The 15,748-nt window shown below is 46.6% G+C and carries 15 protein-coding genes; 9 read left to right on the top strand and 6 right to left on the bottom strand.

The features are described 5' to 3' along the window. Positions 1 to 15 precede the first annotated feature (15 nt). Both ACX93W_RS14185 and ACX93W_RS14190 read left to right on the top strand, forming a co-directional pair. Positions 16 to 150, top strand: a complete 135-nt coding sequence (locus ACX93W_RS14185; RefSeq protein WP_459393035.1) for a hypothetical protein — start codon at positions 16 to 18, stop codon at positions 148 to 150. Positions 151 to 163: 13 nt separating this feature from the next. Then, complete coding sequence (locus ACX93W_RS14190; RefSeq protein ID WP_459393036.1) at positions 164 to 457, top strand: hypothetical protein; 294 nt, start codon at positions 164 to 166, stop codon at positions 455 to 457. Between the two features lie 21 nt (positions 458 to 478). On the opposite strand, the gene ACX93W_RS14195 is transcribed toward ACX93W_RS14190, so the two are convergent. The 4 genes from ACX93W_RS14195 to ACX93W_RS14210 all read right to left on the bottom strand — a co-directional run bounded on the left by ACX93W_RS14195 (position 479) and on the right by ACX93W_RS14210 (position 4,289). Beyond that, positions 479 to 1,303, bottom strand: a complete 825-nt coding sequence (locus ACX93W_RS14195; RefSeq protein WP_459393037.1) for a PepSY domain-containing protein — start codon at positions 1,301 to 1,303, stop codon at positions 479 to 481. A 129-nt stretch (positions 1,304 to 1,432) separates the two neighbouring features. Then, positions 1,433 to 2,146, bottom strand: a complete 714-nt coding sequence (locus ACX93W_RS14200; protein WP_459393038.1) for a PepSY domain-containing protein — start codon at positions 2,144 to 2,146, stop codon at positions 1,433 to 1,435. A 41-nt stretch (positions 2,147 to 2,187) separates the two neighbouring features. After that, complete coding sequence (locus ACX93W_RS14205; protein ID WP_459393039.1) at positions 2,188 to 3,588, bottom strand: sensor histidine kinase; 1,401 nt, start codon at positions 3,586 to 3,588, stop codon at positions 2,188 to 2,190. Continuing rightward, a complete protein-coding gene (locus ACX93W_RS14210) occupies positions 3,585 to 4,289 on the bottom strand; it encodes a response regulator transcription factor (RefSeq protein ID WP_459393040.1) in 705 nt (234 codons plus the stop codon). The genes ACX93W_RS14205 and ACX93W_RS14210 overlap by 4 nt, the downstream gene beginning before the upstream one ends. 367 nt (positions 4,290 to 4,656) lie before the next feature. Between ACX93W_RS14210 and ACX93W_RS14215 the strand changes: the two genes are divergently transcribed. Both ACX93W_RS14215 and ACX93W_RS14220 read left to right on the top strand, forming a co-directional pair. Further along, entirely contained in the window at positions 4,657 to 5,943 is a 1,287-nt protein-coding gene (locus tag ACX93W_RS14215) for an SLC13 family permease (protein WP_459393041.1), read from the top strand. A gap of 71 nt (positions 5,944 to 6,014) precedes the next feature. Then, positions 6,015 to 6,989 carry an alpha/beta hydrolase fold domain-containing protein gene (locus tag ACX93W_RS14220; RefSeq protein ID WP_459393042.1) on the top strand — a complete coding sequence of 325 codons (975 nt, stop codon included), beginning with the start codon at positions 6,015 to 6,017 and terminating at the stop codon, positions 6,987 to 6,989. An 85-nt stretch (positions 6,990 to 7,074) separates the two neighbouring features. Here the strand turns inward: ACX93W_RS14220 and ACX93W_RS14225 are convergent, their stop codons facing one another. After that, entirely contained in the window at positions 7,075 to 8,847 is a 1,773-nt protein-coding gene (locus tag ACX93W_RS14225) for a PrpR N-terminal domain-containing protein (protein WP_459393043.1), read from the bottom strand. 178 nt (positions 8,848 to 9,025) lie between these two features. Here ACX93W_RS14225 and ACX93W_RS14230 point away from each other — a divergent pair, with 178 nt between their 5' ends. From ACX93W_RS14230 to ACX93W_RS14250, 5 genes are read left to right on the top strand one after another with little or no spacing between them, the layout of a single operon-like run. Further along, positions 9,026 to 10,285, top strand: a complete 1,260-nt coding sequence (locus ACX93W_RS14230; RefSeq protein WP_459393044.1) for a four-carbon acid sugar kinase family protein — start codon at positions 9,026 to 9,028, stop codon at positions 10,283 to 10,285. Continuing rightward, positions 10,285 to 11,436, top strand: coding sequence for an iron-containing alcohol dehydrogenase (locus ACX93W_RS14235; RefSeq protein WP_459393045.1), 1,152 nt, complete (start codon positions 10,285 to 10,287; stop codon positions 11,434 to 11,436). Before ACX93W_RS14230 ends, ACX93W_RS14235 begins: the two co-directional genes overlap by 1 nt. Before the next feature lie 46 nt (positions 11,437 to 11,482). Then, positions 11,483 to 12,379 (top strand): 4-hydroxy-tetrahydrodipicolinate synthase, encoded by an 897-nt coding sequence (dapA, locus tag ACX93W_RS14240; RefSeq protein WP_459393046.1) that lies wholly within the window; start codon positions 11,483 to 11,485, stop codon positions 12,377 to 12,379. A gap of 12 nt (positions 12,380 to 12,391) precedes the next feature. Next, entirely contained in the window at positions 12,392 to 13,420 is a 1,029-nt protein-coding gene (pdxA, locus tag ACX93W_RS14245) for a 4-hydroxythreonine-4-phosphate dehydrogenase PdxA (RefSeq protein ID WP_459393047.1), read from the top strand. Positions 13,421 to 13,461: 41 nt separating this feature from the next. Next, the gene (locus tag ACX93W_RS14250) at positions 13,462 to 14,661 is read left to right on the top strand and encodes a sialidase family protein (protein WP_459393048.1); all 1,200 of its coding nucleotides are present in this window, start codon (positions 13,462 to 13,464) and stop codon (positions 14,659 to 14,661) included. Positions 14,662 to 14,785: 124 nt separating this feature from the next. Here ACX93W_RS14250 and ACX93W_RS14255 read toward each other — a convergent pair whose 3' ends face one another. Further along, positions 14,786 to 15,568, bottom strand: a complete 783-nt coding sequence (locus ACX93W_RS14255) for an SDR family NAD(P)-dependent oxidoreductase (protein ID WP_459393049.1) — start codon at positions 15,566 to 15,568, stop codon at positions 14,786 to 14,788. Between the last annotated feature and the right edge of the window lie 180 nt (positions 15,569 to 15,748).

Consider the following 15,748-nt stretch of genomic DNA (forward strand, 5'->3'; position numbering starts at 1 on the left):
AAGCAGGTGAACACTATGCTGGATTTGGACCACCCGGCATGGGCCATGATGGAAGGGCCGTTTGGCTCGGCCGAACAGGTGCCCGGCTTAATCATGAAGTTGCGGATCAGCAACTCCGATATGGACAGGAATGACAGAAATGTACAATGAGGGGTGAAGCGGTTTGACAGAGGAGTTATTGGAGCAAATCAACGCATGGAACCAGGAGTTGATCCTTCGCGGTACGGGACAACTTGGCTTGCGCGATCTTGAAAAGCTGGAGTTATTTGCCGCAGAAGCCTCAGGACTTCAAATGGCTTTTTTGGAGGAGCTTCTGCAGCAACTTCTTTCGGAGGGCAGAGTGATGCTGTTGGGAAACGGGAATGGAGACGAAGCAAGCCTTCATCTCCACTTTGCCCGTTTGGTCCAATATGTCCGTATGGGCTCTATTGACGAAAAGGAGTTGGCGCCGGACTAAGCCGGCATCCTCTTCCCTTTATTATCCCCGGTAGCGGTCGTCGTCATACCGATCGTCATAGTCATCGTCATCGTAGTAGTCATCATCGTCAAAATCGTCATCATCATAATCATCGTCGTCATCAAAACCGTCGTAATCAATATCCAGCACCTTGCCGGTTGCCGCTGCTATCTCCACCTCGGCATAACCTCGCGCCAATTTCAGCTTAACCTCATATTGCAGCATGCCGTCATCCCGATCCGTCGAAACACGGATGACATCGCCGCCTTTTATCGCTTCCTGAGCCAGCTTCGCAGCTTGTTCCTTGGTTATCGTCTTTGCCGCTGCCGAGGAAGTCCCGGAAGGTGCGGTTGAAGGTGCAGTTGTTGGCGATGGTTGCACGGCTGACGGTTTGGCATTGCCTGGACCTGCTGACGGGGAGGCCGCTGGCGCTGCGGTTGCCGAAGGCGTTTGCGTTGCCGGCGAAGCCGTCACAGATGCAGATACGGCTGAAGGCGCGGCCGTTGCAACCGCAGATGCCGCCGGCGCTGTTACCGACGCATTGCGCGGAGCGTCGTCGTCATCGTTGACCACTCTCAGCACCTTGCCCGTGTACGCATCGACATGAACATCCGCTTCCTGATAGCTGTCCCTGCGATCAATATCGACCTCATAATACACAACGTCCCGTTTTCGCTCCAATTCAATATCGGTTACGGTGCCGGGAACCTCTTTAAGAGCGATTTCCTTGGCCTTTGTTTTGCCGATGTAGGAACCTGCCGTTTCGGCAGCCACCACCGCGCTTGTTCCTCCCAATGCCACAACTAATCCCAATCCGATAATCCAGCCTTTTTTCTTGCTTATCATATCCATCATCTCCTGCGATTCTGATTCGTCTTACGTTTGCGGTTGCTTATGTTTTTTCCGTACTTCTACTTTAGCTCCGCATTCTAAGAGAACCATTACAGCAAGATTAGAATTTGATGATAAAGTTCTTTAATCATCATCGTCGTCGTCATCCCAAGTCACTGACACGATTGCTCCCGACGCCGCATTTAACTGAACATCCGCTTCGCGCCCGTCCTTCGTCTCGATTTCCACAAAATAATACCATCGTCCGCCTTCATTCTCCCTATCTACATCCTTAACTGTGCCTGGAACCTTCTTCAGCGCCAACGCAATCGCCTCTTCCTCCGAAATGAGGATTGCGGGATTGGATGTTGGTTTCGCTGACGGAGAAGACGGGCCGGGCGTTGAGGAAGGTTTACCTGTCGGGGCCTTAGTCGGCGCCGTCGATGGGGATGGATTGGAGGCGGGAGCTTCCGTACCCGTGCCTGACGATGGAGACGGCGTCGGCGAAGGACTTGCCGTGCCGGGATCTTCGCCGGTTGGCAGCGGCGTATTTGTCGCTGCCGGACCTTCCGAAGGATAGGTTTCCAGGGAACGAATGCCGATAATTTCGGCTGGCTCCCCTTCTACGGTAAGCTCGTACAAGCCCTGCTCCGATTTCAGCCTGATGATATAGGCCGGTCCTTGCGGGATAATTTCCGTAATGGTTCCGCTGTATTGGCTCAGCACCTTGCGCTCCGCATCATGAAGTGTTAGTTTGGACCCGGCACCCGGCTGCCACATCGCAATCGCCGCCCACACAGCCAAAGCACCCGCAGCTATTAAAGCTACCGACAGCATTATTCCTGACTTGGATCTCATTTCTCCATTCACCTCCCTGCATGCTTTGCTTTTAACCCATCTTAATCCTCCCGGCCTTCATCCCAGCCAGTCAGCTCTCCATCCTGAGCTAATGTAATCGTAGCGGTTGTGCCCACGCCAAACACGCTTTCCAGCTCAAGCCTTGCGCCAAAAGCATCTGACAGCTCTTTGCCAAGCGACAGTCCCAGCCCCGCTCCGCCTTCTTGCCCGCCGTCACGCCCGCGAGCCTTGTCAACCCGATAAAATCGCTGAAACACGTTTGGCAACTCCTCCGCCGGTATGCCGATGCCGTTGTCCCTTACGGACAAATAGCTTCCGCCTTGAAGCTCGCCAACTTCCAATGTAATCGGCCCTTCACTATATTTGCGCGCATTGTCCAGCAGAATGAACAACACCTGCTTCAGCATATCCCGATCGGCAATGCCTTCGCAGCGCTCATCACCAGTGGCTTTCACTACAACATCGCGTCCATATACATTGGAAAATAAGTCAGCGGCTTGCCGCGCAAACGGCAGCAGCTCCAGCACTTCCATATCCGCCTTCCATTCCCGTCTGGACGTGGCAAGCAGAAGGAGCTGTTCCGTCATTCCTTTCATCCGTACGGCTTCGGAGTGAATCGCTTCGATGCATTCCTGAAGCAGCTCCGGCCGTTCCCCGCCTCTTCGCTTCAATAGACTGGCATAACTTTCGATGATCGTTAGCGGGGTTTTCAGCTCATGCGAAGCATTGGATACAAACTGTTCCTGACGCGCAAAGCTATCCTCCAGCAAAGCGATCATCTCGTTGAAGGTTTCGCCCATGGCCGCCAGCTCGTCGCGCGATTTCCCCTTATTTTGAAGCTGGACGAACTCCCCGCTTCGTATAATTCGGCGCATCGTGCCGGTCATCTCCGCGATTGGCCGCATCAGCAACCTGCCCAGCACACCGCTTGAAATAACCACCGGCACCAGCACCGCGGCGGACACGCTGATCAGCACCAGCCGGAGAATGTGCAGCAGCTCCATCAGCTCTTCCAGGCTCGATGTCGCCTGAACGTTGGCAACTGCGCCATCGGTGGCTATGACAGGGATGGAAACAAAGCCATACCGGTTTCCGCCGATGTCGATTTGCTCCCGCCTGCGTTCGTCGTAGAAGACTTCGGCCTGCCGGCTTAATTCCGTTTGACTTCCCGATGTTACCGCTGCTCCCGTGCCATCGCCATTTTTGACCCAGCCCAACATGCCGTCCAGCGGCACGTACGCCCGCAGCAGTTCATTGATCGCAATGCTGCCGCTCGCCGCCCTTAACGCTTCCGCCGCCTGCTCTGTTTCCGCCTGCAGCTGGTTCATTTCGCGGTTCATCATCATTTTGGAAAAAACCGTATATACGGTAACGTTTGCGGCCAGCAAAAGAACGGCAAACAGCACCGACGAATACAAATGAATTTTGCTGCCCAGCTTCATGTGGCCTCCCGCAGCACGTAGCCCACTCCACGCACGGTATGAATCAATTCAGCGGCAAAACCTTCATCAACCTTTTTACGAACATAGCGGATATACACATCCACCACATTGGTATTGCCGGCGTAGTCGTAGCCCCACACTTCCGTCAGCAGCTGGTCCCGGTTCAGCACAAGCCGCTTATGGCGAAGCAGATACGCCAGCAGGTCGAATTCCCTCTGGGTCAATTCAATGGATTTCCCCGCCCGCTCGACTTCGCGCGTGCTTGTATTCAGCCGAAGATCCGACGCCGTCAGCCACTCTCCGGGTTCACTCTCAACGCCGCCCACTGCCGCGGCAGGCTGCTTGCGCAGCAAAACGCGTATCCGGGCCAGCAGCTCTTCCATTTCAAATGGCTTGGTCACATAATCGTTTGCGCCAAGGTCCAGTCCATTTACTTTATCCGACAGCGAGCTTTTGGCCGTCAGCATAATAATCGGCGTTTCTCCGTCCACAACACGAATGCGCTCCAGCAGCTCCAGCCCGGTAATGCCCGGCAGCATGACATCCAGAAGCGCAAGCGATATCCCGCCTTCGCGGTATGACGCCCAGCCCTCCACGCCATCCGGCGCAAGCCTGACCTCGTAACCTTCGCTTTCCAGCTCGATTTGCAGGAGTCTCGCTATTTTCCGTTCATCCTCGACTACCAAAATCGTTCCGTTCATGCAAAACCCGCCTCCCGCAAAGCGCATGTATTTTGTATCTAGCATAACGCAAGAAATACGGGGAGTCTAATGCCGGTCGGCTGACTTGATGATCGGGCATGAAGTCCTTAATTGAATACCAAATTACTTTTCTGGTGAAACTGCTACATAGTAGAATGCGCGGAACCAGCAAAGGTTGTTACGAAATGAAACAATGCGATCTTTTATTTTTTGAAAAGAGCCCCTTATTAATGAAAGCGTTTCAAAATGAAACGAATTTAGAGGTGGATTTTCTTATTTCGTTCATCAAAAAATATTATTATTTTGAATATAAAGCGCTTTCATTTTTGCATCTACCTTAGCTAAAACAGAGAGAGGATAAACTAAAATGACAATGGAAATGATTCTGGCCCTTGGTATTTTGATCCTGATGATTGTTATGATCATGTCGGACAAATTTGCCTTTGGCGCACCCCCATTACTCGCTTGCCTTTTATTAGTTGTCACTGATTTGTCTTCTGTTCAAGAGGCTTTTGCCGGCTTCGTTAATCCAAGCGTTATCATGATTGCCGGCTTCATGGTAGTTATGGCGGGGCTTATGAAAACCAATTTTATCGGCAAGGTCCAGTCAGCTATGATCGCTTTGGCAAATAAGGGCGGATATAAAAGTTATGCTCTTTTAGTTGTAGTCGTTATGTTTGGGGCAAGCTTGGCAGGCGCGGGCTCCACCGGTTACTATGTACTTATTTTGTCTATCGTAGCAGCTATCCCCTACAATAAAAAAATGCCTAGATCCAAGCTGATGCTGCCTTTGGGATTTGCGACGAACCACCCCTTGATTCCATTTAACGTAGCATTCTTTTATGGCCTTACGGTAAGCATACTGGAAACATCCGGATTCTCCGGCGGGCTTTCTATGTCTAAATTCGCCATTGTTAACTTCATCCTGGCTCTTGGATTTTTAGTGTGGGCTTTGATCGCTTATCGTCTTCTGCCCGATTACCCGGATGCAAAAGAGGAAAATGATGGACTAAAAGAGGCCGCCGCGGCCGCCGTGGTTGAAACGATGCCTGCATGGAAGGAATACGCTACGATCGCTGCTTTTTTCATAAGTGTCGTTGGTATGATGCTGATGAACGTATTGGGAGAAGTCGCTTATGTCATTCCTGGTCTGGCAGGAGCATTCTTATTATTCATCAACGTGCTTGGTTTCAAGGAAGTTCGCGATAACATGGGAGCGCCTGTAATCCTTCTGATGGCGGGGGTAATCGGTGTAGCTAATGCTTTAGCAGAGACCGGGTTTACCGCTTTAGTAGGCGACTATGTAGCAACTTCATTTGGCACGAATATCAGTCCATTCCTGCTTATCCTGATCTTTGCGCTGTTAACCAGCACTTGCGCTACATTTACCGGGGCATCCATAGGCTCTGTATTTATCTTTGCGCCTATCGCGATCGCAACCAGCATCAGTTTAGGACTTGATCCTACTGCAGCGGCAATTGTAGTTGTTATCTCCGCTTGGAACGGCGGGTATATGCCGGTTGATGGAATGCCGGCAATGATCTTAGGTATGGGCAAATATAAGCTATCGCATTTCTGGCTGTTTTCAATTCCGATGTATATCATTCGACTTTTGGCGCTAACGATCGGCGCGATGCTTTTGTTCCCTGTATAAAAGAAAAATAGCGTCAGGTCAAAGTATGAAGGATTCTGGATAAGCGAAGCGTTCTAGACAAGGAGATGAACATGATGAAACAGATGCCTAAAAAGCCGTTGTGCCCTCCGGGGCGCCCGCCGCGCTTCAGGGATGTATCCTTTGCGGATGTGACCCTGGACAACGGAGAGCCTTACACGTTGAAGATGGATATCTATCAAGATCTTAATCAAAAAACGCCAGGCCCTTGCATCGTTTATTATTTTGGGGGAGGCTGGATACAGGGCGAATACCAGCAGGTGACTCAAAAGGCAGTATATTTTCGTGAGCTGGTAAGACTAGCAGAGCAAGGGTTTACGGTTGTATCACCCTCTTATCGTTTGTCTAGCCAGTCTGCTTTCCCTGCTTGTATCCATGATTGCAAGGGAGTCATACGGTTTCTAAAAGCGAACGCAGAAAAGTATAATATCGATCCGGAACGGATTGGCGTGCTTGGGAACTCTGCAGGCGGACATTTAGCCGCAATGGTCGCATTAAGCGCAAGCTATAGCGAAATGGAAGGCGATGTCGGAGGCAATCTCGACTATACGAGCGCGGTCAAAGCTGCAACGATATTTTATGCTCCAACTGATTTAGTAGAGTTCATAAGGAGTTCTGCGAATGTATCTGTAAATGCTGTGTCCGGGACCGAGGTCGACAACGCAAGTCAATCTACGAATGATGTATTATCCAGCATTCTTGGAGCATCGAAGTCTGGAAAATCGACTACTCATTTGTATCGATTGCTTGAAAGTGGAGATACGGACGATGAGGATTGGAAATACGTGGAGTTGGCCAAAAAATGTAGTCCGATCACCTATGTAGACGGCAATAGTCCGCCACTATTAATTTTGCACGGGGGGCAGGACCCGCTTGTGCCTATCGAGCAGAGCGAAAGGCTGTATAAAGCCCTTGTATCTGTTGAAGCGGAAGCGATGTATATATCGGTTTCCCAAGCTAATCATGGCCCAACGCTGGGTAATGAAGCTGATCAAATGGCTTACCGGTTCTTAACAAACAGACTGTAAAAAAACAGCTCTCCTGAATACAACTAAAATGGACAGGTCTACCCCCGGTTCGCGCGAAGCGAGCCGGGGGATTAATTTTGCCATATCATTTGAGATAACGCCATAGGGTTGTTCTGCTTATCCCTAGCTGCGTAGCCGTTTTCGTTTGATTGCCCTTATTTTGCTCCAGAATGGCCAACACAATTTCTCTTGTATAGTCAAAAAGCGTCTTGTCCTCGACCAGATGTTGCGTCAGATTAGCAGCAATATTTACGGAAGGCAATTCCGTTCTTTCATGTTTCAACAGTTCAAGCACTTGATGTTCCGAAATGTAATAGGAATTAGAATACAGGACCAGCTTTTTAATACAATGCTCTAATTGATTGAGATTTCCAGGCCAATCAAAGCTAAGCAATTCTCTTAACGCTTTCGGGTCAAAACCGATCACTTTTTTATTGCATTCGATATTGATTTTATTGAGCAGAAGGGTGATGATACCGGACAATTCATTTGTTCTTTCCTTAATGGAAGGCGAATAAATACTGCTGCAATCCAAATGCGTCATAATTTGATTAAAAATGTGTTTGTCTTTATCTGCGCTTTTTACACTGTAGGTAAATAGAATATTATTTTTCTGCAGCAGCTTTGTGTTGCTAATAATGTTTAGCAATTTCTCTACATCCTGAATGCTCATTTGTTCAATATCTTTAAAAAGCAAAGTATTGCCCATTTCTACCAAGGGACCATTCGAAGAATTGAGCAGATATTTCCATGTTCGTTCATTCACCAACTCAGAATGAACAACAATCAGATTATTGGTATGATTTTTTTGCTCAAGATAAGCCGTGTAGGCCAAGCTTGTTTTGGCGGTGCCGCTTTCTCCAAAAATCAACATCGCATTGTAGTGGGAGCCTAATTTTTGTATCTGATTTTTTGAAGATTCCTGGATAAAAGAAGTGAATAAAAGCTTTTTGTTTATGACGTCTTCTATCTCCGCTTTATTGAAATACTTCACGCCAAAGCTATTGTTGATTAGCGGGGGCGTTGAATTTTTCACTTCGCAAAGAAAGTAGGCATCCTCCAGATCCAGTTGTTTTATTTTCAACTGATACACTTGTGTATTATGCGTGTGATAAAATTGCTGCTCTCCATTAAAGTCTTTTTTGGTTGTAAGAAAATGACGAATGGATTGTTCCAGTTTGGTATCGATATTGGAAAAAACGCTCCTTAGTTTATCGTCGAAAATGGCGACTTTTTGCGATTGAGCATGGAATCCGGCAGTCAGAAGCTCATTTTTTTGTTTGATTTTTTTAATATCATTCACTAAAGAAATGGCTTGCTGATAGGCATTTTTGATGCTCTCGATTCCAGAGGTAATCAATATCGCATTGATGGATTGACTAAGAGCCATTTTATGAGTAACGGCATCGCACAATACCATTTCGCAGCCTTCATCCTTTAATTGGTTTATTAAAGTATCGGCGCTCGAGGAATTATCCAAGGTAATAATTTTAATATTATATTGCAGGATATCACAGATCAGATGAGCGGTTTCTGTAATACTCGGATACCCTATTATCGCAAAATGACTTGTATAGTTATTGGCAAGTTTTATGGCGCCTAAAATATCATAAACGGAAATAGACACATCTATAACAGGGATGGAGACGGACTTATGAATTAAACTAGCGGTGCCGCCTCTGGAAATAATAGCATCATAGTTTTCTATTGGTAATTCAGAAACCAATTGTTGCCCTTCTTCTAAATCGGCCGTGTAAATCTGAATATCAATTTCATGAAATTGATCCCCAACAATCGTCATGGAATAATTTAATTCTTCGTATGGCGCAATACCGAGCAATTTAATTTTTTTGGTCATCCTCACTTCTCCCCTCCCCCTAAAACTGTTTCATTTATAAACAATTATAACGAATGCTCGAATTTAAAGAAATAAATATTAACGTTCGTTTCAAAACGAAACATATTGTTTCTGGATAAGGTTAATTATTTTTTAGTATGGCTATACAATAAAAGCATGAGCATAAGGGGGTGAGTGGATGCTAAAACTGCTGGTAATCGCTGATGATTTCACTGGAGCATTAGATACGGGGGTTCAGTTTGCGAACCTTGGTGTAAAAACCTTAGTCACGGCAGACCTCGATATTGACTACGAAACGTTAGAGGATGATTTGGACGTTTTAGTTATGGATACGGAGAGCCGTTATCTCTCATTTAATGATTCTTACGCTACGATCAGTATGATCATAGAACAATCCAAGAAGGTTCAAATTCCATTTATTTATAAAAAAGTCGATTCTGCTCTAAGAGGAAATATCAGCAGTGAAATAAAAGCTGTGTTGGATCATTTCCCGAATAAAAAAATCCCTTTTATTCCTGCTTATCCGGAAATCAATCGAATCGTTCACGATGGCAATCTTTATATCGACGGAGGATTAGTTTCGGAAAGCGTGTTTGGTTCAGATCCCTATGAGCCTGTTACAGAAAGCAATATTCCCAAAAGACTTCAGGCCGAAGCTAATGTTGAGGTTCAACTAACTCATCATGACCAAATCGATAGAGCAAACGAAGGTTTGTTGCTGTTTGATAGTGAAACAGACGAAGATTTGCTTCAGATTATAACTGCATTAAAGGAAAATAATTGTTTAGACATTACAATTGGATGTGCCGGATTTGCAAAGGTATTGGCAGGTTCCATTTTTTCAAATCCATTAACTTCCGAGGAGCCCATTCAGTCACCGTTAATTGTCATTTGCGGATCTATTAATCCGATCACTAGAGGGCAAGTTGAGTATGCTGAATCAAAAAAATGTAAGCGTTATTCCTTAACCCCCCGCCAACTTCTAGAAGCCGGTTATTGGGTGAGTGAAGAAGGGCAGGACAATCTTGATTCTTATCTCGAAGCCGTTTTGGGAAATGAACTGCTTATTTTTGAAACGCTCAGCGATTATACAATGAATAATTTAACGGGTTATGGAAAATCTAAGGACATTCTGCCCTCCGAATTTCGTTTTAGAATCGCAGAGTCTTTGGGGAATTTATCTAAACAATTGCTAAATCGAAATGCCAATCGAACCTTGCTGTTTACAGGCGGCGATACTTTGTTTCATTCCATGCAAGTATTAGAGATTAATGAAATCAAGCCGCTTTGCGAGATCAGCCAAGGCGTTGTTTTATCTCAGATCGTTTGGCAGGATAGACCGATTCAGGTTATTACAAAATCCGGCGGATTCGGGAACAAAGAATTGTTCGTAGATATCAATAACAAAATTAGGGAGCAGGAGGGACAACGATGCTAATGAATTATAGTTTGAAAATGTCCAAAGCTATTTTCGCAGGCGAACATGCATTGGAGCAATTGGAAACCATTCTATCCACCGCGATTAAAAAGATTGTTATTTTTACGGATAAAGGCGTTTTGAATGCCGGATTGATCGAAATCCCTAAACAAATTCTTTCCCATAAAGGAATTGCTTATACCATTATTTCTGAAATTCCGGCCGAACCCAACTATCATCAAGCTCAAGAAATTGTGGACCAATTTAAAAAAGAGAACGCTGATTTCATTATTGCAGTGGGCGGCGGCAGTGTCATGGATGTGGCCAAATTGGCATCTATTCTGGCAACAGATGCCTACACGGTAAAAGACTTGTTGGACGCTCCCCTTCTTGCCAAAAAGCAGGTGGCATCATTGATGATTCCAACAACTGCCGGAACAGGTGCAGAGGCTACACCAAACAGCATTGTTGCCATTCCGGAAAAAGAGCTTAAAGTCGGGATTGTAAATCCTGAAATGATTGCCGACTACGTTATTTTGGATGGCCGTTTAATTAAAAAATTGCCAAAACCGATTGCGGCGGCAACGGGAGTAGACGCCTTATGCCACGCTATTGAATGCTTCACTTCAATGAAAGCGAATCCTTTTAGCAATACCTTTGCCCTGGAAGCACTTGATTTAATTATGAACAATATTATTGAAGCATGTACAAATCCGGAAGCACTTGAAGCCAAAAACAAGATGTTGCTTGGTTCCTTCTATGCAGGAGTTGCGATTACTTCTTCAGGTACGACAGCTATTCACGCTCTTTCTTACCCGCTTGGCGGCAAATATCATATTCCACACGGTGTTTCAAATGCCATTTTGCTGACGCCGGTTATGCGTTTTAATGAGCCGGTCATTAAGAATCACTTGGCTATCGTATATGATCGTGTAGTTAAAGGCGGCAATCCTTATTTGTCAGTGGACGAAAAATCGAAAACCATCATTTCTGAACTGGAACGAATCGTTGAAGTCCTTGAAATCCCAACCAGCCTGAAGACATTTAATGTGCCTGAACATGATTTGGAGAGCTTGGTTGAAGCCGGTATGCAGGTGACGCGTCTGCTGGTTAACAATATGCGCGAAGTAACGCCGGATGACGCAAGAAGCATTTATTCAGAGGTGTTATAGGCTGGATTGTAATCGCTATCAAACGGATTGTAAGGAGGACGTTTATATGGCTGAAATTAAAGGAATTATCGCACCCATCATTACACCGATGAACCCCGATGAAAGTGTTAATTATGATGAGCTAACGATACAAATTGAACGTTTAATTCAAAATGGCGTACACGGGATTTTTGTTTTTGGCACAAACGGTGAAGGCTATATCCTGTCTGAAGATGAAAAATGCGCCATTATGAAAACGACAGTCCATCAAATAGCCGGCCGAATCCCCGTTTATGCTTCAACGGGTTTGAATAGCACGCTGGATACCATCTCTCTTTCAACGAAAGCAAAGGAAATCGGCGTTGATGTGCTCTCCATTATTACGCCCGGATTCGCGGCTGCTTCACAGGATGAGCTTTACACCCATTTCAAAACGGTTGCCGAACATGTGGACCTGCCTATCGTTTTATATAATATTCCGGCACGAACAGGCAATGCCATTGCTCCTGCAACAGCGGGCAAGCTAAGTAAAATTGATACTATTGTCGGCATCAAAGATTCCAGCGGGAATTTCGATAACATTCTCCAATATATAGAGCAAACACGTCATCAGGAAGGCTTTGCGGTTTTGTCCGGCAATGATTCTCTCATTTTGTGGACCTTATTGGCTGGCGGTACTGGCGGGGTAGCTGGCTGCTCCAATGTATATCCGTTCACCATGTCGCAAATTTATGAGCAATTCCTTGCAGGCGATATTTCATCGTCGCGTCACTATCAAGACTCCATCCGTTCCTTTAGAGATTGCTTCAAATATGGCAATCCGAACACGATCGTAAAATACGCCGTTGCTGAACTGGGATTTTCTGTGGGAAAATGCCGTGCGCCATTTAATCAGCTTTCAGAACAAGGTTTTGAAGCGCTTCGTCAAGTGATTGCACAAAACCAGGCCAATGGCATGAAATAAAGGAGACAAGCCATGAAAAAAATAATCGGGATTACAATGGGAGATCCAGCCGGCATCGGTCCTGAAATCTCAATAAAGGCATTTTCAAAACCTGAATTGTACGATCATTGCAAACCTCTTCTCGTAGGCGATCATTCGGTTATCGACTTTTATCTTGCCAAACATCCTGGGTTGGACTTGAAAATCAATGTAATTGAACAACCTGAGGATGGCCTCTACAAATACGGTACCATTGATTTAATTGATTTGGGAATTGTAAATATGGAGCATTTCCAAATCGCTGAAGTTTCAGTAACAGGCGGCGACGCTGCCTTCCGCTATGTCAAAAAAGTGATTGAGCTGGCGCTTGAGAAAAAAATTGATGCCACCGTTACGAATCCGCTAAATAAAGAAGCGATGAATGCCGCAGGCCATCACTATGCGGGCCATACTGAAATTTATGGCGACTTAACGAATACGGAGAAATATACGATGATGCTGGCCGACGGCAATCTGCGCGTCGTTCACGTTTCAACTCATGTTTCATTGCGTGAAGCCTGTGACAGGGCAACCAAAGAGCGGGTGTTGGATGTCATTCGCATTGCTGACAAAGCGTGTAAAAATCTAGGCATCAGCAATCCCAGAATTGCAGTAGCCGGACTAAACCCTCACTGTGGTGAAAACGGCCTTTTTGGCACAGAGGAGATTGAACATATTAATCCAGCGGTCGAAGCAGCTAAAGAAGAAGGTATTCTTGCGTTTGGTTCATTGCCGGCGGACACCCTTTTTTCTAAAGCAAGGGGCGGAATGTTCGATATCGTTGTTGCCATGTATCATGACCAAGGCCATATCCCCTTGAAATTGCTTGGATTTATCTATGATCAGGAAACGAGCTCATGGAAAGCTGTCGAGGGTGTGAATATTACATTAGGGCTGCCCATTATTCGTACATCTGTTGACCATGGCACGGCCTTTGACCAGGCGGGTAAATGGACCGCAAGCGAGCTTAGCCTGGAAAATGCCATTGATTACGCCATAAGACTGGCAGAAAACACTCGATAGGAAGAGCGCCAAGACTATATTAAATTGGCAGTAGCATAACTTTGTTAGTTGGAGGAGATTGTAAAATGACAAATTTACCGCGCGTTAGAGCTTCTGAGCCCAATGGCATTGTTTATCACGATGAATTTTTGAATATAGATTTTGGCTTAATCCCGACGGGCGGAAATAAAACGGCGCATGCCCCCTCTTTAATTGAAACAACAGATGGAGGTTTGCTCTGCGCATGGTTTGCGGGCAGCTTTGAAGGCAGCGGGGATATTTCGATTGCCGTGTCCAAGCTTGACCCCGTGGAACAAGTATGGTCCGTTCCTGAAATCGTATCAAAAGGCGAGGATCGCAGCGAGCAAAATCCGGCATTTTTCAGATCGACTGAAGGCTCCATCTGGTTGATTTACACCTCGCAATTGAGCCGCCAGGAAGGCAAGGACAATATGCAGTTTACTTCCATTATTATGGTTCAAAAATCAAATGACGAAGGCCGGACATGGGGAGAGCCTGAGGTGCTTTTTTCAGAGGAAGGTACGTTTTCGCGTCAAGAAATTCAACTGTTGAGCAATGGCCGTTGGCTTTTTGCAACGTGGCTATGTGAAGATTCAGCAGAAGGGTTAACCAATGATCCAACTGAATTTCGTATATCCGATGACCAAGGTCAAACATGGAAAAAAGTAAGAATGCCTGAAAGCAATGGCCGTGTTCATGCTAATGTCATCGAAGTGGAGCCGGGGCATTTGGTTGCCTTTATGCGCAGCCGTTTTGCAGACAATATTTATTTTAGCGAATCACATGATTATGGAGATACGTGGTCCGTGCCGAAAAAAACGGTTTTGCCTAATAACAATGCAAGCATTAGTGCAATCAAACTTCAATCAGGCGAAATTGCACTTGCTTATAACGTAAATGCAACCCGCAATCCGGAGTTTGGGAAAGTGGCATGGCCCGGCTTGAGAAATCCGGTTGCCGTTTCGATCTCAGAGGATTTTGGACAAACATGGCCAATTGGCCGCCTCTTTGAAGCAGCCGAAGGCTTTATCGGCGCAGAAAACAAAACAAACAATGCACAATACGAATATCCAACGTTGTACCAGAGTAAAGATGGACTCCTGCATCTTGTATATGCTTATAAAAATAGAATTTGCGTCAAATATGTACGGTTCTCTGTAAGTGATGTGTTTGGCGAAAAACGAGAGGCAGACGGTCTTTACAATCCGACATCAGGAGAAGGGGTAGACGCTGCAGGATAAGCGCCGGCCATACGGAATAAGAGGTTGTTCCCATAAGCTTCAGGCAAGGAGCCGCTTGTTGCGCTTCCGTGGGGTGCCCCAAAAGTCATCAGCAATGACTTTTGGGACACCTTCTTTTGTATGTTTACAATACCGCGGAAGAACCGCCGTCAATATTGACGGAAGTGCCGGTAACAAAGGATGCAGCCTCCGATACGAGGAAGCCAATTACATTTGCGGCTTCGCGCGCCTCGCCGATACGACCTAGCGGAATGTTATGGCGCGGATCCCGCGCAAATTCCTCCCAGGTTTTGTCCGGCGCGGCATTGCGCCATTTCTTTTCAATCTGGTCGCTGCGGATCAATCCGATGCATACCGCATTGACGCGAATGCCGCTGCCCGCCAGATCCTTGCTCATCGCTTTGGTCAAAGCCAAGCCGGCTGCGCGGCTGACGGATGTAGGCAGCGAAGAAGCCGCTGGCGTTTTGCCGCCAACTGAGGTTACGTTGACGATTGCGCCTCCGCCAGCCTTCCTCATATGAGGCAAAGCTTCCCTTGAAAAATGAATAGCCCCATACAGCTTCAGGTCCAGATCAGCGTCCCAGGCCTCGCTATCAACCTCCGTGAAGGGTTTCGCGGCCGACGTGCCTGCATTATTGACCAGGATGTCCAAGCCGCCCATATGTTGAACGGCTTCTGCTACCGCTCGCCGGACATCCGCTTCCTTCGAAACATCGGCTGCTATCGCCAGAGGCAATTGGCCCGTTTCCGACTCGATACGCGCCGCCGCTTCCCGCAAATGCTCCGGATTGCGGGCAACAATGGCAACCTGAGCTCCTTCCCGCGCCAGCAATAATGCCGTTGCAAAACCGATTCCTTTGCTTCCGCCGGTAATAATCGCTCTTTTGTCCAGCAAACCCAATTCCATGTCCTACTCCGCCTCCCTGAATGGATTACGTTCATTTCCACATCTGCTATGTTTGCTATATAAGTTGAATAAAAGAGTTTGCGGCGCAGGCCGGCGTGTGAAAAGTTCTTTCGATCGCTGTTGTTCCCAGATTTCCCTGAATGATAAAATCTAATGTTGAAATCCGGGAACAAAGGCGAA

Source organism: Paenibacillus sp. CAU 1782 (assembly GCF_054551715.1).